The organism is Microbacterium sp. NPDC055665 (assembly GCF_053618035.1).
In genome coordinates this window covers 782118-800820 of the sequence record NZ_JBSHGY010000001.1, presented here as the reverse complement: position 1 = coordinate 800820, position 18703 = coordinate 782118, and the positions used below count along the sequence as shown (strand labels likewise).

Genomic DNA, 18703 nt, shown 5'->3' with positions numbered 1-18703 from the left:
TGGAGGCAGCAAGGGGAGTACTCCCGTCTGCAGCGTCGTCGTCATTACGAGCATGAGATCGTGCTCCGGCCCGCTGGCCCGCGAGGGTGGAGGAGACCTTGGCACCCGCATCGCGGGGTGCCGAGAAACCCCTGCCGTCGCTTCGACCTGGGAATCCCCGGTGGCCCGCACCACGAAAGGGACACCCATGGGAAAGCTCTCCCGCCTGATCGGACTCGCCACGGACGCGCTCGACAAGAGTGCCGGGTCCGGACGCAACGACCATTCGGCGGGCGGATCCCGCTCGACGGACTGGGGCGGCATGCTCCGCGGAGCCGTGGACGCGGTCCGAGGCCCGGCCGACGGCGGCCCGCGAGTCGAGCAGAGCGCACCGCCCGCGGCTGCAGACCCGTATGCACCGCCGGCGTCCGGCGCTCGGAGCGGTGCGGCCGGTTCCCCTCGTCCGAGGGATGCATACGCACCCCCGGCTGCGCCGGCGTCCCGTTCCTCGAACGTGGCGTCCGACGCCGACCGGGCAGCGATCGCCCGGTATGACTATCTGCTGCAGACGGCCGACCCGCAGCGTGTCGAGCAGATCCACCGGGAGGCATTCGCCCGTCTGACGCCCGAGCAGCGCACGCTCGTCGAGGCACGGATGCGGCAGGAGCTCGAGCCGGGGGAGCGTCCGAGGTCTTCGTCGCCGGACGACCTCGCCCGCGCTGCCGGACGCGCCGAGGCCATGAAGCCGGGGCGGATGCGCGGACTCCTGTCGCGGGTGCGTGGTGCCGGCGCCGGTGGTGCTGCGGTCGCCGCAGGCGGCGCGGCGGTGGGACTCCTCGGCGTGGTCGCCGGGGGTGCGGTGCTCAGCACGGTGGCCGGTCCGCTTCTCGAGCAGGCCGCGAACATCGGCGTCGACTTCGGTGCTCTGGCGGAGGGCATCGACGTCGAGTCGCTCGCCGCCGGAATCGACGTCGAGTCGATCGCCGGCGGGGCAGGCGACCTGATGGGTTCCGCGGGGGAGGCGGCGTCCGGACTCGGCGAGGCGGCCACCGGGTGGGGAGAACGACTCGGAGACCTGGGCATCCCGGGCATCGGCGATCTCTTCGGACGCTGAGCGCGGATGTTCTTCGCAACCGACGCTCAGCACGGCTTCAGCGGCCTCACCGGGTTCGCGGCCGATGTGCTCACCTCCCTCGGCGACGTCGGGGTCGGTGTGCTCGTCTTCCTCGAGGTGCTGATCCCGCCGATCCCGAGCGAGGTGATCCTGCCGTTCGCGGGCTACCTCAGCCAGAGCGGAGAGCTGAATCTGGGCTGGCTCATCTTCTGGAGCACCCTTGCCTCCTGGTTGGGAGCACTGTTGCTCTACGGGCTCGGCGCGGCGATCGGCATGCAGCGCGCAGTGCGACTGCTGGCGTCGACCCGACTGGTGAGCCGCTCGGATCTGGAGCGCGGAGCGGACTGGTTCACGCGCAGCGGGGGCTGGACTGTGCTCGTGGGGCGGATGGTCCCGGGCGTGCGCAGCCTCATCTCGATCCCGGCCGGGGCATCGCGCATGAATCTCGTCACCTTCAGCGTCTACACGGTCGTCGGCAGCGGCGCCTGGAACACTCTGCTCCTCGGCGTCGGTGCGGCGCTCGGCACGCAGCACGAGCAGCTGGAGCAGTACCTCGGATACCTCGACTACGCCGTCTACACGGCGATCGCGGTCGCCCTCGTGGTGCTGGTCGCTCGCCGGGTGCGAGAAGCGGCGGGAGAGCGGAGAGCTGTTGCGGACGGCGAGGAGTGAGAAGCCGAAGTGCCCCCGCTGGGACTCGAACCCAGACTGAAGCGATTTTAAGTCGCCTGCCTCTGCCATTGGGCTACGGGGGCCGCGTCGTCAGCCTATCGCCGCGCGGCGGCTGCGACCGGGTGCCGCGGGGGATGATCCGGAGTATGGGGAGGCCTTAGGGTGGGGGAGTGCTCGACCTCATCGACGAACTGAGCCCCGTTCAGGGTGCGCCCGCGATCGCCCCGGAGTGGGAGGATCCGGCCCGTTACTGGCCACGCCTCTCCGCCGCGACCGGACACCTGCCGGCGCCAGTCGGGGTGATCGACCGAGACGCGCTCCGCTACAACGCGATGGACCTGCTGGTGCGCGCAGGCGGACTCCCCATCCGTGTCGCCTCCAAGTCGGTGCGCGTGCGGGCCGTGCTCGACGCAGTGCTGAAACTCCCCGGATTCCGTGGCATCCTCGCGTTCACGCTCGAGGAGGCGCTGTGGCTGGCCGAGACGCACGACGACATCATGCTCGGCTATCCGACGGTGGATCGCGCGGGTCTGGAGCGGCTCTTCGCCGACGAGCAGGCGGCGCAGCGCATCACGCTGATGGTCGACGATCTCGTCCACCTCGACCTGATCGACAGTGTCGCCGGTCCCGCAGCCCGCCCCGAGATCCGGGTCGCGATCGACGTCGACGCGTCCTGGCGATCCTCGATCCTCGGCCACATCGGAGTCCGACGATCGGCGCTCTTCACCGCCGGCGAGGTCGCCGGCTTCGCCCGCAAGGTCGTCGCTCGGCCCGGGTTCCGGCTCGTCGGACTGCAGATGTACGACGCGCAGATCGCGGGTCAGGGCGACGATGCCGGGCCCGACGCGCCACTGATCCGCATGGTGCAGGCGCGCTCGAGGAACGAATTGCGGGAGCGTCGGGCGGCCATCGTCGCCGCCGTGGGGGCGATCGCTCCGCTGGAGATCCTCAACGGCGGCGGCACCGGCTCGCTCGAGTTCACGGGCAGCGACGAATCACTCACCGAGGCGAGCGCGGGGAGCGGGCTGCTCGGCGGCCATCTGTTCGACGGATACCGGTCGTTCCGCCCCGCCCCGGCCTCGGCCTTCGCGTTCGATGTGGTGCGCCGGCCGGCCGACGACATCGCCACGGTGCTGGGCGGAGGGTGGATCGCCTCCGGCCCTGCTCTCGCCTCCCGTCAGCCGCGCCCGGTGTGGCCCGAGGGACTCCGCACGCTCGGGCGTGAGGCCGCCGGCGAGGTGCAGACGCCGCTGCAGGGGCCTGCCGCGACGTCGCTGGGAGTGGGGGATCGCGTCTGGTTCCGGCATGCGAAGAGCGGAGAGCCCGCGGAGCGCATCGAGCGCTATCACCTGGTGTCGGGGGAGCAGGTCATCGACGAGCTTCCCACCTACCGCGGCGAGGGAAAGGCGTTCCTGTGACGAGAATCGGCGGCTCCTGGCAGAACTGGGGCCGGTCGGCCTCGGTGCGTCCCGTGCGCGTGGAGCGTCCGCGCAGTCCCGAGGGTGTGCAGCGCGCGGTGATCGCGGCGGTGAAGCACGGTCTCAGCGTGAAGGCCGTGGGCGCGGGGCACAGCTTCACCGGCATCGCCGTCGCGCCCGGCGTCCTGTTGGAACTCGACGACCTGCAGGGTCTCGTCTCGGCGGATGCGGCCAGCGGACGGGTCACCCTTCTCGCGGGTACGAGGCTGCATCGCATCCCCGGCCTGCTCGCCCCCTACGGGCTGGCCATGGAGAACCTCGGTGACATCGACCGTCAGTCCATCTCCGGGGCGATCTCCACCGGAACCCATGGCACCGGCGCGCAGTTCGGCGGCCTGGCGACACAGGTCGTCGGCATCACCATGGTCACGGCCGAAGGAGAACTCCTCCGCATCGACGACGAGCACGAGAGCGAACTGCTGCCGGCCGTCGCGCTCGGGCTCGGTGCGCTCGGCATCATCGTCGAGGTCACGCTGCAGTGCGTCCCGGCTTTCGTCATGCACGCCATCGATGAGCCCGCCCCTCTCGACGACGTGCTCGCCACGCTCGATGAGCGCGTGGCCGCCTCGGATCACTTCGAGTTCTACTGGTTCCCGCACACCGACGTCGCGCTGACGAAGCGTCAGACACGGCTGCCGGAGTCGACGGTGCGCAAACCGCTCCCCGTGGTCGGCAGATGGATCGACGAGACGCTCCTCTCCAACGGCGTCTACCGGGTTGTGTGCGCCGCGGGGCAGGTCGTTCCGGCGATGACGCCGCCGTTCAGCAGACTGGCCGTGAAGCTCACCGGAGACCGTGAGTACACCGAGCTGTCGCATCGGGTGCTCATCCAGAGCCGGACCGTGCGGTTCCGTGAGATGGAGTATGCGCTGCCGGCCGAGAATGTCGTGCCGGCGTTCCAGGCGGTCCGCGCCCTGATCGCTCAGCGCGGGTGGCGCATCGAGTTCCCGATCGAAGTGCGCTTCGCGGCGGAGGACGACCGGTGGCTGTCGACGGCGCATGGGCGCTCGAGCGCCTACATCGCGGTGCACCGGTATTGGCGCGCCGACCCGTCGGAATACTTCAACGCGGTGGAGGAGATCATGCTCGAGTTCGGTGGCCGCCCGCACTGGGGGAAGCTGCACACTCTGACGGACGAGACGCTCCGCGAGCGCTATCCGCGATTCGACGACTTCGTCGCGCTCCGCGACCGCCTGGATCCGGAGCGGCGCTTCACGAATCGCTATCTCGATCGCGTGCTCGGAGCCTGACACGGTCCGAGACCGCGGCCCCGGCATGCGCCCAGTCCACGTGCAGGGTGCGCGTCTAGGATGAGAGAAACACGAGGAAGGGTGGGCCTCTGATGGAATGGCTCGTGCCGGTACTGATCGTTGTCGGAGTGATCCTGCTCGCCGGCATCTATCTGTGGGCCACGTACAACTCGCTGGTGCAGCTGAAGGTCCGCGTCGACGAGGCGTGGAGCGGCATCACGGTGCAGCTGAAGCGACGAGCCGACCTCATCCCCAACCTCATCGAGACGGTCAAGGGGTACGCCTCCCACGAGAAGGCCGTCTTCGAGAACGTCACCCGTGCGCGCGCCGAGACGCTGTCCGCCGGCGGGCCCGGTGAGGCCGGAATCGCCGAGGGACACCTCCAACAGGCACTTCGCAGTCTTTTCGCGGTCGCCGAGGCGTATCCGCAGCTGCAGGCGAGCACGAACTTCCTCCAGGTACAGCAGGCGTTGGTCGATACGGAAGACAAGATCCAGGCCGCGCGTCGCTTCTACAACGGCGGCGTTCGCGAGCTCAACACCAAGATCAAGGTCTTCCCGAACAACCTGTTCGCCAAGGGACTCGGCTTCACCGAGCGCGAGTTCTTCGAGGTCGCCGACAACAGCGCGATCTCCGAGCCGCCCCGCGTGCAGTTCTGATCCGACGCGCGCTCACCAGGCGGTCAGCACCACGTCGTCCGCGGTGAACGACACGTCGCCGCGCACGGCCCACGTGTCGGTCCGATAGGTGGTCTCGCGCTTCGCGCCGTCTTGACCGGTTCCGGCGACGGTCGCGACGAGCCCCCCATCTTCTGCGCTGAACCCGGTAGCCGACAACGTCATGGTCGGCAGCTCCTCCACGCGGTATCGGATGTCGGTGACCGCGCGGAACTCCGTGCCCCAGGGGATGCGGATGCCGCAACCGTCGGGCGGGGCCGCGGCGCCCGGTTCCGTACAGGTCGCGAGGTGCTCGTCGAGCTGCTTCTGAGCCGCGCCCGTCGCCTCGGCGCGGACGGACACGTCGACATCGACGGCTGTCTCGTGGCCGGGGAGCACGGTCACCGACTTCTCGCCGTTGAGCAACGCCACCGGCGCGGCGGTGACGGTGTAGGTCGCCGGCAGCAGCGCCGTCGCCTCGCCGGCGGGCAGGATCTGCTCCCCGACGGCGACGAATGTGCCGACCGATGGAGTGGCGCTCACGCTGCCCCGCCCGGAATCGTCCACGACCCATCGTCCGTCGATGGGGGAGAGCGTCACCTCTGCCGTGTGCTCTTCATCGGCCAGGCGGAAGGAGATCTCGGCCACCGCCGTCGCTCCCCCGATCGGGGCGCTGTCATCGCCCGTGACGGAGGTCACCTCCGCATCCTCGACGAGTGCCGTCGCGCCGGAGAACGCCTCCAGGGTCTCCGGTGAGACCACGGCGCCGGTCTTCTCCACCGCTGCCGGGTCACCGGATTCGAGCGCGCGCAGGTACGCGACAGCGGCCTCCTGCGCAGTGGCAGGACGACTCGTCGCCTGCAAGATCCACACACCGGTGACGACGGCCGCAACGACTCCCGCAACGCTGCCGATCAGCCACCAACGGCGCCGACTCATGGGGCGCTCTCTCTGGCGTGCACGTGGCGATGCACACTGCCACCCGCCCCGGTCAGCGCGCCGTGCAGCGCCGAGGTGGCATCGCCCCAACCCGAGATCGAGACCCGTTCCAGGCCCTGCCAGGCGGCTGCCAGGGCCAGTTCCGCGGCGACGGGCTCGGCATCGCCGGGCCGAGCCTGCGGCTCCCACCACGCGGACTGCACCTGCAGAGTGGAGCTGGCGCGGTCGGCCTTGAGATCGACGCGCGCCACGATGCGGTCGCCGACGAGCACGGGTAGCGAGTAGTAGCCGAACCGACGCTTCTCGGCCGGCACGTAGATCTCGATGCGGTAGTCGAGATCGAAGATGCGGAGCGCCCTGTCGCGGAACCACACCACCGGATCGAACGGCGTCAGAACGGCCGCGGTGTCGACCTTGCGCGGCAACACGGCGTCGCGATGCCGCCACGCGGGCAGCGGACGGCCGCCGCGCTCCCACCCGCGCACCTGGACAGGGAGCAGTTCGCCGGCGTCGACGAGCTCGCTGATCGAGCGTGCGACTGTGGCGCGGTCGCGGATCCGGTAGTAGTCGGCGAGGTCGGACTGCGTCGCGACACCGCTCGAGCGGGCCGCACGTCGCGTCAATTCCAGGATCGCCTCGTCGCGGGAGATCTCCCGCGATCGGATCCCGTCGGGGATCACCTGCTCGGCCAGCGCGTATGTGCGCTCGAAGCCCCTGCGGCCGCTGACGGCGACATCCCCTGTGCGCCAGAGGTGCTCGAGTGCGAGCTTGGCCTCGTCCCAGTCCCACCAGGTGCCGCGCTCTCGAGGCGCGTCGTCACGCAGGTCGGCGGGACGCAGCGGCCCCCTGGCGCGCAGCTCGTCCTGCACCCACTGCACCGTGCGCGCGTTGTTGCTCATCCACGAATCTTCACCCGCCCACTTCCGCCGGAAGTCGTCCATGCGGAATCGCCACAGCGGCCAGTCCGCGACCGGGATGAACGTCGCCTCGTGGGCGAGGTACTCGACGTAGTGGGTGGTGCGGGAGAGGAAGACCCTGTCGAGGAGCGCCGGGTCGTACGAGCCCAGACGTGAGAACAGGGGCAGGTAGTGCGAGCGTGCGAACACGTTCACCGAGTCGATCTGAAGCACGCCCAGGCGGTCCATCACCCGGTGCACGTGGCGCGCGGCGACGGAGGCGGGCCTCGCGCGGGTGAACCCCTGCGCTGCGAGGGCGATTCGCCGGGCCTGCGTCGAACTGAGGGTCTCGGTCACGTCGCCAGCGTATCGCCGGACGCCGACATCGCTCCCGCTCGGCGATGGATGCGTCGAACGGCATACCGCTTGACCGTAGACTTGGGCGATGAGCGAGGACCAGCGCCCCCGGCTGCGAGATCTCTTCCGTCCGCGCCCGGTCTCCACAGACCGCACCGTGACGACCGATGCCGATGAGGCGGTGCCCTTGCCGCTGAGGATCACAGCGAGCTATTCGTGGCGGCTGCTGATCATCGCGGCCGCGATCGGCGTCTTCATCTGGCTGGTGATGCTGCTGAAGCTCCTGGTCATCCCGCTGATGGTCGGCATCCTCATCACGGCGCTCCTGTGGCCGGCCTTCTCGTTCATGCTGCGACACGGACTCCCCCGCTGGCTGGCGATCGCCATCTCGCTCATCGGAACGGCCGCCATCGTGACCGGGCTGATGTGGCTGGTCGTCTGGCAGGTTCGTGCCCAGCTGCCCGACGTGCAGGCTCGCTCGACCGAGGCGTTCGACCAGTTCCAGGTCTGGCTGCATGAAGGCCCCCTGAACCTCTCCGACACCCAGATCGCCGACTACCTGCAGCAGGGCCTCGACTTCCTCAATGAGCAGACGCAGGCCCTCTGGACGGGTGCGCTGGCCATCGGAACGACGGTGGGACACGTCGCCACCGGCGCGCTGCTGTCGCTGTTCATCCTCATCTGCCTGCTCGCCGACGGCGCAGGCATCTGGCGGTGGACCGTCAAGATCTTCCCGCGCAAGGCCCGCCCGGCGGTCGACGGGGCCGCGCGAAACGGCTGGGCGACGATCGTGAATTACGCCCGCACGCAGTTGTTCGTGGCCACCATCGACGCGATCGGCATCGGCCTCGGGGCCTTCCTGCTGCAGGTGCCGCTCGCGCTTCCGGTCGCCGTCCTGGTGTTCCTCGGCTCCTTCATCCCGATCGTGGGTGCGGTCGCGACCGGCGCTGTCGCCGTGTTCCTCGCCCTCGTCTACAACGGACCGTGGATCGCGCTGTGGATGCTCGTGGTCGTGCTGGCGGTGCAGCAGATCGAGGGGCACATCCTGCAGCCGATCATGATGGGCTCTGCGGTGAAGGTCCACCCGCTCGCCGTCGTCCTCGTCGTGGCGGGCGGCGCGATGATCGCCGGCATCCCCGGGGCGCTCTTCGCCGTTCCGTTGGCCGCTTTCGTCAACGTCGCGGCCGTGACCATCAGCTCCGGCTCCTGGCGCACCGGCGTCGGGCCCAGCGGAGACCTTATCTGGAGCACAGTACCGCGCGAGCGGAGACGGAGGAATCGATGAGCGAAGTCCCCAGCCTGACCGAGTTCGAGCTAGCGGCTCAGAGTCTGGCTGAGGTGATCTCGCACACGCCGACGCTGCCGTCGCGAGCCCTCTCCGACATCCACGGAGGCACCGTCCTGCTGAAGATGGAGAATCTTCAGCGCACCGGCTCGTTCAAGATCCGCGGTGCCGCGTATCGCCTGTCGCGGCTGAGCGCCGAGGAGCGCTCGCGGGGCGTCGTCGCCGCATCCGCGGGCAACCACGCCCAGGGCGTCGCACTCGCGGCTCAGGCGCTCGGCATCCCCGCGACGATCTTCATGCCGCTGGGGGTTCCGGTTCCCAAGCTCCTCGCCACCCGCGGGTACGGCGCAGAGGTCGTGCTGGAGGGCGAGACCGTGGCCACCTCGCTGCGGCTCGCAGCGGAGTTCTCCGAGCGCACCGGTGCCGTGCTGATCCACCCGTTCGACCACCGGGACATCGTGATCGGGCAGGGGACCCTCGGGCTCGAACTGCTCGATGATGCGCCGGACGTCGACACCGTGGTCCTCGGCATCGGCGGTGGAGGGCTGATCGCCGGAGTCGCCGCCGCGGTGAAGGCGCGTGCCGCCGAGCTCGGGCGCACCGTGCGCGTCATCGGCGTCCAGGCCGAGAACGCCGCCGCTGTGCCCCCGTCTCTCGCTGCGGGGGAGCCCGTCGACATCGTCACGCGACCGACCATCGCCGACGGCATCCTGGTCGCCCGTCCCGGCGCCATCCCGTTCGACATCATCAAGGACCTCGTCGATGAGGTCGTCACCGTGTCCGACGACGATCTCGCGCGGGCGATCCTGATCCTGCTGGAGCAGGCGAAGGTCGTGGTGGAGCCTGCCGGCGCGGCGGGCGTCGCGGCGATCCTGGCGGGCAAGGTCTCCGGCACCGGCACGACCATGGCGGTGCTCTCGGGCGGCAACATCGATCCGCTGCTGCTGCAGCGCGTGGTCTCGCACGGGCTCGCGGCCTCCGGGCGATACCTCACCATCCGCGTCCCGTTGCCCGACCGCCCCGGCCAGCTGGCCCGGGTGTCCGAGCTCATCGCCGAGGCAGGGGCCAACGTCATCGAGGCGATGCACACCCGTCACGGTCACGGTCTTCAGATCAGCGAGGTCATCCTCGAGCTCAGCGTCGAGACGCGAGGGCCCGAGCACTCGGAGCACACGCTCGACACGTTGCGCCGCGCAGGCTTCGAGCCCATCCTCGTCGCGGACTGACCGTCGAAACCACGCAGAAGCGCCCCGCCTCCGAGAGGATGCGGGGCGCTTCTCCGTGAGGTGTCAGCCCGAGTAGGTCTCGACATTCACGATCTCGACGCTGATGGAACGCCCGTTCGGCGCTTCGTATGCCGACTTCTCGCCGACCTTGAGTCCGAGGATCGCCTGACCGAGCGGGCTGGCCTCGCTGTAGACGTCGAGGTCGCTGCCGACGGCGATCTCGCGGCTGCCGAGGAGGAAGACCTCTTCGCCCCCGGCGACGAGCGCAGTGACGACGGTGCCCGGCTCGACGATCCCGCGGCTGGCGGGAGCCTCTCCGACCTTGGCGGTCTTCAGCAGAGCTTCGAGAGTGCGGATGCGGGCCTCCTGCTTGCCCTGTTCATCCTTCGCGGCGTGATAGCCGCCGTTCTCCTTGAGGTCGCCCTCTTCGCGGGCCGCCTCGATGCGCTTGGCGATCTCATCGCGACCGACGGTGGACAGGTGCTCCAGCTCGGCGACGAGCCGGTCATATGCTTCCTGCGTGAGGAAGGGAACCTGAGCATCGGTGGACATGACGAAGCTCCTTCTTTCGGGATCCCTCCGGCGTGCTGCGGGGGATATGCCAAGACGCCCCGGCACGGTGCCGGGGCGTCGTCTGTCTGGCACGAGTCTAGGCGACCCAGCAGGTGTTCACCAAACCTGTGGTCGCCTCCGCCACGGTGGGAATGGTGACCGATCGGGTCTGCGAGTGGCTGTCTCCGGCGGGGATCTCGACGATCTTCCAGCCGACCACGCCGAACTCCTCATCGAGTGCTTCGAGCGCGCACACGACCTCTCGACCCTGTACGCCGGTCACCTGGAAGCTCACTTCCACCGAGTGCTCGTCGACCAGCGTGAAGCCCAGATCGTCGGCGTCCACGGAGGCCATCGACTGCGCGACCGTCATCCAGCTGAAGGTGCCGACGACGAGCAGCGCGAGGCCGCCGCCGACGATCCACGGCCATCGACGTCGTCGCGTTCGGCCGTAGCGTTCGTCGAGCTGTTGTGCGGTCGTCACAGGTGGGTCTTCCCGGTCGTTAGGCTGGTGATACCAGGTTATGCGACCTGCGTACGAAAGGCCGATTCATGCTCGCTCTGACCGAGACCCCGATGCCGACACCGTCGATGACGGTGGATCCGGAGGCTGTCTCTCCCGGGTTCGTCGGCTTCGCCGTGATCGTGGTGATCGTGCTCGCCGTGATCCTGCTGATCTGGGACATGAATCGGCGCATCCGCCGCGTCCGATACCGCGATGAGGTGCGCGAGGAACTCGACGCCGAGGAAGCCGCCCGTGCCGCCGCCGACGGCGCGTCGGGGTCGCCGGTGTCGCCGGAGGCCGAGGGCTCGAGTCGTCCGGACGCCGGCGACGAACCGCCCACTCGCTGAGCGCATCGCGGCCTCTCTCGTGGGCACTCGCCGGTGAGGTCGCGGTAGGCCCCGACTACGGCGCGCCGAGCGACGGCGACAGCGGCGCGAGGGCGATGAGCAGGCACGCGGTCCAGTGGCACAGGAACGCGAGCACGGTGCACACATGGAAGATCTCGTGGAAGCCGAAATGGCCCGGCCACGGGTTCGGCTTCTTCAGTGCGTAGACCACCGCGCCTCCGGTGTACAGAAGCCCGCCGACGATCACGAGCACCATCATCGCGACGTTGGCAGCGAGAAGATCGCCCATGTACATGACGGCCGCCCAACCGAGCAGCAGATACAGGGCGACGTAGAGCCAGCGCGGTGCGTTGATCCAGAAGACGCGGAAGAGGATTCCGATCACGGTTCCGCCCCAGACGAGGCAGAGCAGCAGCAAGCCCTTCGCCGGCGGCAGCGCGAGAACCGCCAGCGGCGTGTAGGTGCCGGCGATCAGCAGCAGGATGTTCGCGTGATCGATCCGCTTCAGGAGCACCTTCACCTTCGGCTTCCAGTCGAACCGGTGGTAGAGCGCGGAGTTGCCGAACAGCAGCATCGAGGTGAGCATGAACACGGCGGATGCCCATTTCGCTGCGGCGCCGTCGGCCAGGAGGATCAGGACCGTTCCGGCGACCACCGCCACCGGGAAGGTGCCCGCGTGGATCCACCCTCGCCAGCTGGGCCGGATCTCCACCGCGGCATCGACCTCGCCGGCGGCATGCAGCGGGAGCTCGGGGACGTCGGGACCGGAGTGTTCGGGAGTGCTCACGTGCTCACTCTAAGCCGCCGCGCATACCTCGACGAGCACATGATCCTCAGCATCCGCACACGGTGGCGAAAGTCTCGACACGGTAGCGTAGGGAGGTGATATCACGCGAGAATCCGGTGAGAGGGCCGCTGTATCGGCTCTACACCAGTCGACTGCGTCGCCACCTCGATCCCGCCTCCGTCCCGCATCACGTGGCGATGATGATCGACGGCAACAGGCGATGGGCGCGCCAGCTCGGGTTCGACAGCGCAGCCGAGGGCCACCGGGCCGGCGCTGCGAAGATGCACGAGTTCCTCGGTTGGTGCGACGAGCTGGGCGTGCGGGTGGTGTCGCTTTATCTGCTCTCCAGCGACAATCTGCGAAAGCGGGACTCCGCAGAGCTCGCCGACCTCATCGAGATCATCGCCGAACTGGCGGAGGCGTTGTCGCAGGAGGGCAACTGGCGGGTCAAGCACGTCGGGCGCTCCGACATCCTCCCGGCCGAGCTCGCCAGAGTGCTCGCCGATGCCGAGGAGCGCACCAAGGACCACAGCGGCCTGCATGTGAATCTCGCCGTCGGGTACGGCGGCCGCAACGAGATCGTCGACGCCGTTCGCAGCATCATCACCAAGCACGAGGCCTCGGGCGGAACCCTGGAGGACCTCGCCGCCCACCTCACGCCCGAGATGATCGGCGAGCACCTGTACACCGGGGGACAGCCGGATCCGGATCTCGTCATCCGCACGAGTGGCGAGCAGCGACTCAGCGACTTCCTGCTCTGGCAGAGCGCACACAGCGAGTTCTACTTCGTCGAGGCGCTCGGACCTGACCTGCGACAGGTCGACTTCCTCCGCGCGATCCGCGACTACACGGATCGCGAACGTCGGTTCGGCCGCTGACCAGGGGCGGCGCGCGGGGCACCGTGCCACAATGACGCAGTGAGCACTTTCCAGGACTACGTCGACACCTTCGGCAATGAGTCCGGCTACCTGAACTGGGCGGCTTTCGGCCCGTTGTCTCCGTCGGTACGCGAAGAGATCTTCGCCGATGCCGACCTCCTGGGGAGCGGACGCCCGTCCTCCCTGTCCCTGGTCGCCGAGCGCGTCAGACAGGCCCAGGAGCTCGTCGCGGAGCTGCTCGGGGGCGACGCGGACGACGTCACGCTGCAGCCCTCGTCGACGCACGGACTCATGCACGCTCTGTACGGCATCTCCGGGTCGGTGATAGCGAGCACGGCGGAGTTCCCCAGCGTCAGCTTGACGCTCGACCGGGCTGCGACGGCATCGGACCGCGCGGTCACGCCGCGGTGGATCACCCCCGACGACGGGCGGGTGACCCCGGACGCGGTCGCCGAGGCGCTCGACGACGAGGTCGTCGCACTGGCGGTGAGTCACGTCGACTTCCGCACCGGCTACCGTGCCGACCTCGCCGCACTGCGTGAGGTCATCGGCCCCGACCGCCTGCTCGTCGTCGACGCGGTGCAGTCGTTCGGCGTGATCGATACCGACTACACGGCCGCCGACGTCGTGGTCGGGCACGGCTACAAATGGCTGCGCGCGGGACGAGGCAGCGCGTTCGCCTGGTTCGCACCGCGTGCACGAGAGCGGATCGTCCCCGTGCTCTCCGGGATCACCGGGACCACGGCGACCGACCTGGTCGTCGATGAGCTGCCCCCACCGGCCGCATCCGCCAGGGCCTTCACGGTCAGCCAGCCGGACACCCTCGCTGCGGGACGGCTCGCGATCGGCGTGCGCGATGTCCGCGACGCCGGCGTCGCACACATCGAGGAGCAACTCGCCGAGCGCGTCGACACCGTGATCGAGATCGCTGATCGCCACGGCATCGACGTGACCTCGCCACGCGAGCGCTCCCAGCGTGCCGGCATCGTGGCGCTGGCGCCGGAAGAACCCGCCCGGCTCGCGGCGGCGCTGGCGAACGCGGGAATCGTCGTGACGGCACGCGGATCCTCGGTGCGCATCGCCCCGCACGCGGGCACGGACGCGGCGACCCTCGAACGACTGGATGAGACGCTGCACGCATTCGGCAACGAGACGTTCATCAGCGTGTAACGAATCCTGGCGTGTCGAATTCGGGTTAATCCACTCAGCGGTCGTACGTTCTAGGCATCGGGCAAGGCGCCCGCTCGAGTCGGCCTCAGGTTCGCGGCTCGTGACCCCCTGGTCGACTCGTTCGAATAGCCGGGATTCCCCGGGTCGGGAGTGGGTCGTGACCACACGTACAGCGCAGCAGGCCACCAGCACCGCGCAGCAGTCCACCCGTAAGACGTCGAGCCGGGCATCGTCCGCCGATCCGGATCAGGATCTGCGCACGTATGTGCTCGACACCTCCGTTCTGCTGAGCGATCCGCAGGCGTTCTTCCGGTTCGCCGAGCACTCGGTCGTCGTCCCGGTCGGCGTGATCACGGAGCTGGAGGGAAAGCGCCACGACCCCGAGATCGGCTACTTCGCACGCCAGGCGCTGCGGCACCTCGACGACCTGCGCATCGAGCACGGACGCCTGGACTTCCCGGTCGAGGTCGGGGAGGGCGGCACGCTCCGTGTCGAACTCGCGAACACCGACTCCTCGGTGCTCCCGGCCGGAATCCGGCTCAGCGACAACGACACCCGCATCCTCTCCGTCGCGATGCACCTCGCACAGGACGGCCAGGACGTCACGATCGTCTCGAAGGACCTCCCGATGCGTGTGAAGGCCGCATCGCTGGGACTCCGCGCCGAGGAGTACCTCGCTGAGCAGGCGGTGGACTCCGGATGGACCGGCATCTCGACCCTCGACCTCTCCGGCGACGACATCAGCGACCTCTACGAGAGCGAAGTCGGCATCAGCGAGCAGGCCCGAGGCCTTCCGGTGAACACTGGTCTGATCATCCACTCCGAGCGCGGTTCCGCTCTCGGGAGGGTCACGGGTGACGGCGAGTACCGCCTGGTTCGCGGCGACCGCGACATCTTCGGGATGCACGGACGCTCGGCCGAGCAGCGGATCGCGATCGACCTGCTGCTCGACCCGGAGGTCGGTATCGTCTCGCTCGGCGGTCGCGCGGGAACCGGCAAGTCGGCGCTCGCCCTGTGCGCGGGGCTCGAGGCCGTACTGGAGCGCCAGCAGCAGAAGAAGATCATCGTGTTCCGGCCGCTGTTCGCGGTCGGCGGCCAGGAGCTCGGCTACCTCCCCGGCGACCAGGGCGAGAAGATGGGCCCCTGGGGTCAAGCGGTGTTCGACACGCTCGGCTCGGTCGTCTCCGGCAACGTCATCGAAGAGGTCGTCGAGCGCGGACTGCTCGAAGTCCTTCCGCTCACGCACATCCGCGGACGCTCTCTGCACGATGCCTTCGTGATCGTCGACGAGGCGCAATCGCTCGAGCGGAACGTGCTGCTCACGGTGCTGAGCCGCATGGGGCAGAACTCGCGCGTCATCCTCACGCACGACGTCGGTCAGCGGGACAACCTCCGCGTCGGCCGGCACGACGGGATCGCCAGCGTGATCGAGACGCTGAAGGGGCACGACCTGTTCGGTCACGTCACCCTGACGCGCTCCGAGCGCTCGGCCATCGCGGCCCTCGTCACCGAGCTCCTGGAGGGCGGAGAGCTCAGCTGACGGCGGAAACACCGGATGCCGCGAGGAACGAGTCCCCGCGGCATCCGGTCGTCGGTCGGCCCGTGTGGGTCAGCCCGGGTGGGTCATCGACAGCAGGTCGAGCTTCTCGTCCAGCTGCTCCAGCGTGAGGTCACCGCGCTCGACGTAGCCGAGGTCGATGACGGCGTCGCGTACGGTGATGCCCTTGGCGACCGAGTACTTGGCGATCTTCGCCGCCGCCTCGTAGCCGATGAGCTTGTTCAGCGGCGTCACGATCGACGGGCTCATGCCCGCGAACGCGGCAGCGCGCTCGACGTTGGCCTGGAGGCCATCGATCGTCTTGTCGGCGAGCACGCGCGAGGCGTTCGACAGCAGACGGATCGACTCGAGCACGGCAGTGCCCATCACCGGGATGGCGACGTTCAGCTCGAAGGAACCGGATGCTCCGGCCCAGGCGACCGTCGCGTCGTTGCCGATCACGCGTGCGCACACCATCAGCACGGCCTCGGGGACGACCGGGTTGACCTTGCCGGGCATGATCGAGGAGCCGGGCTGGAGGTCGGGGATGTGCAGCTCGCCGAGGCCCGTGTTGGGGCCGGAGCCCATCCACCGCAGATCGTTGTTGATCTTGGTGAGCGAGACCGCGATCGTGCGCAGTGCGCCGGACGCCTCGACGAGGCCGTCGCGGTTGGCCTGTGCCTCGAAGTGATCCTTCGCCTCGGTGATGGGCAGCTCGGTCTCGGCCGCGAGGAGCGCGATGACCTTCTGCGGGAAGCCGAGGGGCGTGTTGATTCCGGTGCCGACGGCGGTGCCGCCCAGCGGAACCTCAGCGACGCGGGGGAGGGCCGACTGCACGCGCTCGATGCCCAGGCGCACCTGACGGGCGTAGCCGCCGAACTCCTGGCCGAGGGTCACGGGCGTGGCATCCATGAGGTGCGTGCGGCCGGACTTGACCGCGTCCTTCCACAGCTCGGCCTTCGCCTCGAGGGCGACGGCGAGGTGGTCGAGCGCCGGGATGAGGGTGTCGATGAGGGCCTGCGTCACGGCGATGTGCACCGACGTCGGGAACACGTCGTTCGACGACTGCGACGCGTTCACGTGGTCGTTGGGGTGAACGGTCGAGCCGAGGATGCCGGTCGCGAGCGTCGCGAGCACCTCGTTCATGTTCATGTTCGACGAGGTGCCGGAGCCGGTCTGGTAGGTGTCGACCGGGAACTCGCCGTCGTGCGCACCCGAGGCAACCTGGTCGGCGGCCTGGGCGATCGCGTCGGCGATGGCGCCGTCGAGGGTGCCGAGCTCCTTGTTGGCGAGTGCTGCCGCCTTCTTGATCCGCGCGAGGGCGGCGATCTGCGTCGACTCCAGCCCCTTGCCCGAGATCGGGAAGTTCTCCACGGCGCGCTGCGTCTGCGCTCCGTAGAGCGCGTTCACGGGCACCCGCACCTCACCCATGGTGTCGTGCTCGATCCGGTAGCCCTGCGCATTTTCGCCGCTGCGCTGGTCGGTGTCGGTCATTCAGAACCCTCCTTGGTTTCGGGGTCGATCCCCTTGGTGACGTCCTCGGTGTCGATTCCGACCGTGATGACGGGCACCGCCACGCCCTCGGCCAGACGGTAGTTGGCGCCGACGATGCCGAGACGGCCCTCGGCGACGGCGTTGCTGATGATCTCGGACGACTGCAGCAGGTCGCGCACCGTGTTGCGCAGGTGCTCGATGCCGACCAGCTCGGAGTCGATGTCGGCGACCGTGCCGCCGCCGTTCTCTGCCAGCACCTTCCGGGCGGCGGGGACGATCGGGGCGATCAGCTTCCAGATGTGCGGCGGCAGAGGAGCGGCGTCGATCGCTGTGCCGTCGATCGCCGCGCGGACCGCGCCGCAGGAGTCGTGGGCGAGGACCACGATCAGAGGAACCTCGAGCACCGCCACCGCATACTCGAGGCTCGCGACGATCGACTCGCCCATCACCTGACCGGCGTTGCGGACGACGAACAGGTCACCGAGCCCGAGGTCGAAGATGATCTCCGCGGCGAGGCGCGAGTCCGAGCAGCCGAACAGCGTCGCGACGGGATGCTGCGCCGCGGCCAGGTCCTTGCGTCGGGCCACGTCCTGGTTCGGATGCAGTGGCTCGTCGGCGACGAAACGGCGGTTCCCCTCCTGCATCTGCTGCCAGGCTGCGGAGGGGGACAGGGGGTGCGTCATGAGGCCTCCGAGATGTCGCGGATCTGCGGGATGAGGGATTCGGCGAGCTCCGCGGTGGAGTCCGCCGAGCGTGCGCCGTAGAGCAGGATGTAGTCGTCGCCCGCCTGAGTGCCGATGGCGTAGGTGACGTTCGCGTTCGACTCGGCGCTGGCGGGCTTGTAGACGTCCCACTCGAGTCCGCCGATGCGCACCGTGTCCGTGGGAGCGATGCCGTTCAGGCGCTGCGGAGCCCAGGACGCGTCGGCGTCGAAGGCCTGCGCGACCTTGACGAACCCGCGTTCGGTGTCGGATTTCGGGGCGAGTGTCACTTCCCAGACCACCGTGGCGCCGCCCTGCATCTCTGCGTCGTTCGCGCGCCAGAAGGTGCCGAGCTCGGGGATCAGGACGGGGCGTTCCATCGAGGACTCCACGCCTTCGGCCACGGCCGCGACGTCGAGCGGCTTGCGCTCCACCGGCTCGCCCCGCGGCACGGCGAAGATGATGACGGCGACGACGGCCACCGTGACCAGCAGGGCTGCGATGAGATTGCGGAAGGTCTGACTGGATCGATAGGCCTTGCTGGAGGCCGCCTTGCGGGCGGCGGTCTCTTCGGGCGTCTCCGGGCGACCGAGCTCGGCGATGATCGGAGGCTGCTTGCTCATGCGTCTCCGCCAGGCGTCTCGTCGGATGCGGCGGCACGTGCGGCGTCCAGTCGGCGCTTCGCACCGAGCAGCCACTCCTCGCAGCGGGCGGCCAGCGCCTCGCCACGCTCCCAGAGGGCGAGCGAGTGCTCGAGCGTCGGAGAGCCCTGCTCGAGCTCGGCGACGACCTTCACCAGCTCGTCACGGGCTGCCTCGAACGACAGCGTTTCCACGGGGATGTCGTTCAGCGCGCTCACTCCTCCATCCTACGTCGTGCG

Annotated in this window: 20 protein-coding genes and 1 tRNA gene; 11 read left to right on the top strand and 10 right to left on the bottom strand. The window is 69.1% G+C overall.

Translation table 11 applies throughout. The annotated features are described in order from the left end of the window. Window positions 1-187: 187 nt before the first annotated feature. Both ACWGO6_RS03855 and ACWGO6_RS03850 read left to right on the top strand, forming a co-directional pair. Window positions 188-1093 carry a cation-transporting ATPase gene (locus ACWGO6_RS03855; protein ID WP_136043507.1) on the top strand — a complete coding sequence of 302 codons (906 nt, stop codon included), beginning with the start codon at window positions 188-190 and terminating at the stop codon, window positions 1091-1093. Between the two features lie 6 nt (window positions 1094-1099). Beyond that, a complete protein-coding gene (locus tag ACWGO6_RS03850; protein WP_136043508.1) occupies window positions 1100-1765 on the top strand; it encodes a DedA family protein in 666 nt (221 codons plus the stop codon). A gap of 10 nt (window positions 1766-1775) precedes the next feature. Here the strand turns inward: ACWGO6_RS03850 and ACWGO6_RS03845 are convergent. Next, window positions 1776-1848, bottom strand: a tRNA-Leu gene (locus ACWGO6_RS03845). 87 nt (window positions 1849-1935) lie between these two features. Between ACWGO6_RS03845 and ACWGO6_RS03840 the strand changes: the two genes are divergently transcribed. From ACWGO6_RS03840 to ACWGO6_RS03830, 3 genes are all read left to right on the top strand, one after another. Continuing rightward, window positions 1936-3183 carry an alanine racemase gene (locus ACWGO6_RS03840; RefSeq protein WP_136043509.1) on the top strand — a complete coding sequence of 416 codons (1248 nt, stop codon included), beginning with the start codon at window positions 1936-1938 and terminating at the stop codon, window positions 3181-3183. Next, window positions 3180-4493: a D-arabinono-1,4-lactone oxidase gene (locus tag ACWGO6_RS03835; protein WP_452325872.1), complete on the top strand. Its 1314-nt coding sequence runs from the start codon at window positions 3180-3182 to the stop codon at window positions 4491-4493. Before ACWGO6_RS03840 ends, ACWGO6_RS03835 begins: the two co-directional genes overlap by 4 nt. 92 nt (window positions 4494-4585) lie before the next feature. After that, window positions 4586-5152, top strand: coding sequence for a LemA family protein (locus ACWGO6_RS03830; protein WP_136043511.1), 567 nt, complete (start codon window positions 4586-4588; stop codon window positions 5150-5152). A 12-nt stretch (window positions 5153-5164) separates the two neighbouring features. Here the strand turns inward: ACWGO6_RS03830 and ACWGO6_RS03825 are convergent, their stop codons facing one another. Further along, entirely contained in the window at window positions 5165-6088 is a 924-nt protein-coding gene (locus ACWGO6_RS03825; protein WP_452325871.1) for a hypothetical protein, read from the bottom strand. After that, window positions 6085-7341 (bottom strand): winged helix-turn-helix domain-containing protein, encoded by a 1257-nt coding sequence (locus tag ACWGO6_RS03820; RefSeq protein ID WP_136043513.1) that lies wholly within the window; start codon window positions 7339-7341, stop codon window positions 6085-6087. The genes ACWGO6_RS03825 and ACWGO6_RS03820 overlap by 4 nt, the downstream gene beginning before the upstream one ends. 88 nt (window positions 7342-7429) lie before the next feature. On the opposite strand from ACWGO6_RS03820, the gene ACWGO6_RS03815 reads away from it, so the two are divergent. Next, the gene (locus ACWGO6_RS03815; RefSeq protein ID WP_205820410.1) at window positions 7430-8626 is read left to right on the top strand and encodes an AI-2E family transporter; all 1197 of its coding nucleotides are present in this window, start codon (window positions 7430-7432) and stop codon (window positions 8624-8626) included. Next, window positions 8623-9852 carry a threonine ammonia-lyase gene (ilvA, locus tag ACWGO6_RS03810; protein ID WP_136043514.1) on the top strand — a complete coding sequence of 410 codons (1230 nt, stop codon included), beginning with the start codon at window positions 8623-8625 and terminating at the stop codon, window positions 9850-9852. Before ACWGO6_RS03815 ends, ilvA begins: the two co-directional genes overlap by 4 nt. Window positions 9853-9915: 63 nt before the next feature. Here the strand turns inward: ilvA and greA are convergent, their stop codons facing one another. Both greA and ACWGO6_RS03800 read right to left on the bottom strand, forming a co-directional pair. Further along, on the bottom strand, window positions 9916-10404 hold the full coding sequence (gene greA, locus ACWGO6_RS03805; RefSeq protein WP_136043515.1) for a transcription elongation factor GreA: 489 nt from the start codon (window positions 10402-10404) through the stop codon (window positions 9916-9918). A gap of 97 nt (window positions 10405-10501) precedes the next feature. Next, on the bottom strand, window positions 10502-10888 hold the full coding sequence (locus ACWGO6_RS03800; RefSeq protein ID WP_136043516.1) for a DUF4307 domain-containing protein: 387 nt from the start codon (window positions 10886-10888) through the stop codon (window positions 10502-10504). Window positions 10889-10956: 68 nt separating this feature from the next. Between ACWGO6_RS03800 and ACWGO6_RS03795 the strand changes: the two genes are divergently transcribed. After that, window positions 10957-11256: a hypothetical protein gene (locus ACWGO6_RS03795; RefSeq protein WP_136043517.1), complete on the top strand. Its 300-nt coding sequence runs from the start codon at window positions 10957-10959 to the stop codon at window positions 11254-11256. 55 nt (window positions 11257-11311) lie between these two features. Here ACWGO6_RS03795 and trhA read toward each other — a convergent pair whose 3' ends face one another. Continuing rightward, window positions 11312-12043 carry a PAQR family membrane homeostasis protein TrhA gene (trhA, locus tag ACWGO6_RS03790; protein ID WP_136043518.1) on the bottom strand — a complete coding sequence of 244 codons (732 nt, stop codon included), beginning with the start codon at window positions 12041-12043 and terminating at the stop codon, window positions 11312-11314. 98 nt (window positions 12044-12141) lie between these two features. On the opposite strand from trhA, the gene ACWGO6_RS03785 reads away from it, so the two are divergent. The 3 genes from ACWGO6_RS03785 (at window position 12142) to ACWGO6_RS03775 (ending at window position 15631) form a co-directional block, all read left to right on the top strand. Further along, entirely contained in the window at window positions 12142-12921 is a 780-nt protein-coding gene (locus ACWGO6_RS03785) for an isoprenyl transferase (protein ID WP_452326108.1), read from the top strand. Window positions 12922-12960: 39 nt separating this feature from the next. Next, complete coding sequence (locus tag ACWGO6_RS03780; protein WP_136043519.1) at window positions 12961-14091, top strand: aminotransferase class V-fold PLP-dependent enzyme; 1131 nt, start codon at window positions 12961-12963, stop codon at window positions 14089-14091. A 157-nt stretch (window positions 14092-14248) separates the two neighbouring features. Beyond that, window positions 14249-15631: a PhoH family protein gene (locus ACWGO6_RS03775; RefSeq protein ID WP_452325870.1), complete on the top strand. Its 1383-nt coding sequence runs from the start codon at window positions 14249-14251 to the stop codon at window positions 15629-15631. Between the two features lie 69 nt (window positions 15632-15700). Here ACWGO6_RS03775 and ACWGO6_RS03770 read toward each other — a convergent pair whose 3' ends face one another. From ACWGO6_RS03770 to ACWGO6_RS03755, 4 genes are read right to left on the bottom strand one after another with little or no spacing between them, the layout of a single operon-like run. After that, window positions 15701-17122 carry a class II fumarate hydratase gene (locus tag ACWGO6_RS03770; RefSeq protein WP_452325869.1) on the bottom strand — a complete coding sequence of 474 codons (1422 nt, stop codon included), beginning with the start codon at window positions 17120-17122 and terminating at the stop codon, window positions 15701-15703. Further along, window positions 17119-17805, bottom strand: coding sequence for a carbonic anhydrase (locus tag ACWGO6_RS03765; RefSeq protein ID WP_136043522.1), 687 nt, complete (start codon window positions 17803-17805; stop codon window positions 17119-17121). Before ACWGO6_RS03765 ends, ACWGO6_RS03770 begins: the two co-directional genes overlap by 4 nt. Further along, window positions 17802-18446, bottom strand: coding sequence for a DUF4245 family protein (locus ACWGO6_RS03760; protein ID WP_136043523.1), 645 nt, complete (start codon window positions 18444-18446; stop codon window positions 17802-17804). The genes ACWGO6_RS03765 and ACWGO6_RS03760 overlap by 4 nt, the downstream gene beginning before the upstream one ends. Then, window positions 18443-18682 (bottom strand): exodeoxyribonuclease VII small subunit, encoded by a 240-nt coding sequence (locus ACWGO6_RS03755; protein ID WP_205820411.1) that lies wholly within the window; start codon window positions 18680-18682, stop codon window positions 18443-18445. The genes ACWGO6_RS03760 and ACWGO6_RS03755 overlap by 4 nt, the downstream gene beginning before the upstream one ends. Between the last annotated feature and the right edge of the window lie 21 nt (window positions 18683-18703).

What these genes read in the sequence shown, in the direction of transcription:
- ACWGO6_RS03855 (WP_136043507.1), top strand. Translation starts at nt 188, where the DNA reads ATGGGAAAGCTCTCCCGCCTGATCGGACTCGCCACGGACGCGCTCGAC.
- ACWGO6_RS03850 (WP_136043508.1), top strand. Translation starts at nt 1,100, where the DNA reads ATGTTCTTCGCAACCGACGCTCAGCACGGCTTCAGCGGCCTCACCGGG.
- ACWGO6_RS03830 (WP_136043511.1), top strand. Translation starts at nt 4,586, where the DNA reads ATGGAATGGCTCGTGCCGGTACTGATCGTTGTCGGAGTGATCCTGCTC.
- ACWGO6_RS03825 (WP_452325871.1), bottom strand. Translation starts at nt 6,088, where the DNA reads ATGAGTCGGCGCCGTTGGTGGCTGATCGGCAGCGTTGCGGGAGTCGTT.
- ACWGO6_RS03815 (WP_205820410.1), top strand. Translation starts at nt 7,430, where the DNA reads ATGAGCGAGGACCAGCGCCCCCGGCTGCGAGATCTCTTCCGTCCGCGC.
- ilvA (WP_136043514.1), top strand. Translation starts at nt 8,623, where the DNA reads ATGAGCGAAGTCCCCAGCCTGACCGAGTTCGAGCTAGCGGCTCAGAGT.
- greA (WP_136043515.1), bottom strand. Translation starts at nt 10,404, where the DNA reads ATGTCCACCGATGCTCAGGTTCCCTTCCTCACGCAGGAAGCATATGAC.
- ACWGO6_RS03795 (WP_136043517.1), top strand. Translation starts at nt 10,957, where the DNA reads ATGCTCGCTCTGACCGAGACCCCGATGCCGACACCGTCGATGACGGTG.
- ACWGO6_RS03770 (WP_452325869.1), bottom strand. Translation starts at nt 17,122, where the DNA reads ATGACCGACACCGACCAGCGCAGCGGCGAAAATGCGCAGGGCTACCGG.
- ACWGO6_RS03765 (WP_136043522.1), bottom strand. Translation starts at nt 17,805, where the DNA reads ATGACGCACCCCCTGTCCCCCTCCGCAGCCTGGCAGCAGATGCAGGAG.
- ACWGO6_RS03760 (WP_136043523.1), bottom strand. Translation starts at nt 18,446, where the DNA reads ATGAGCAAGCAGCCTCCGATCATCGCCGAGCTCGGTCGCCCGGAGACG.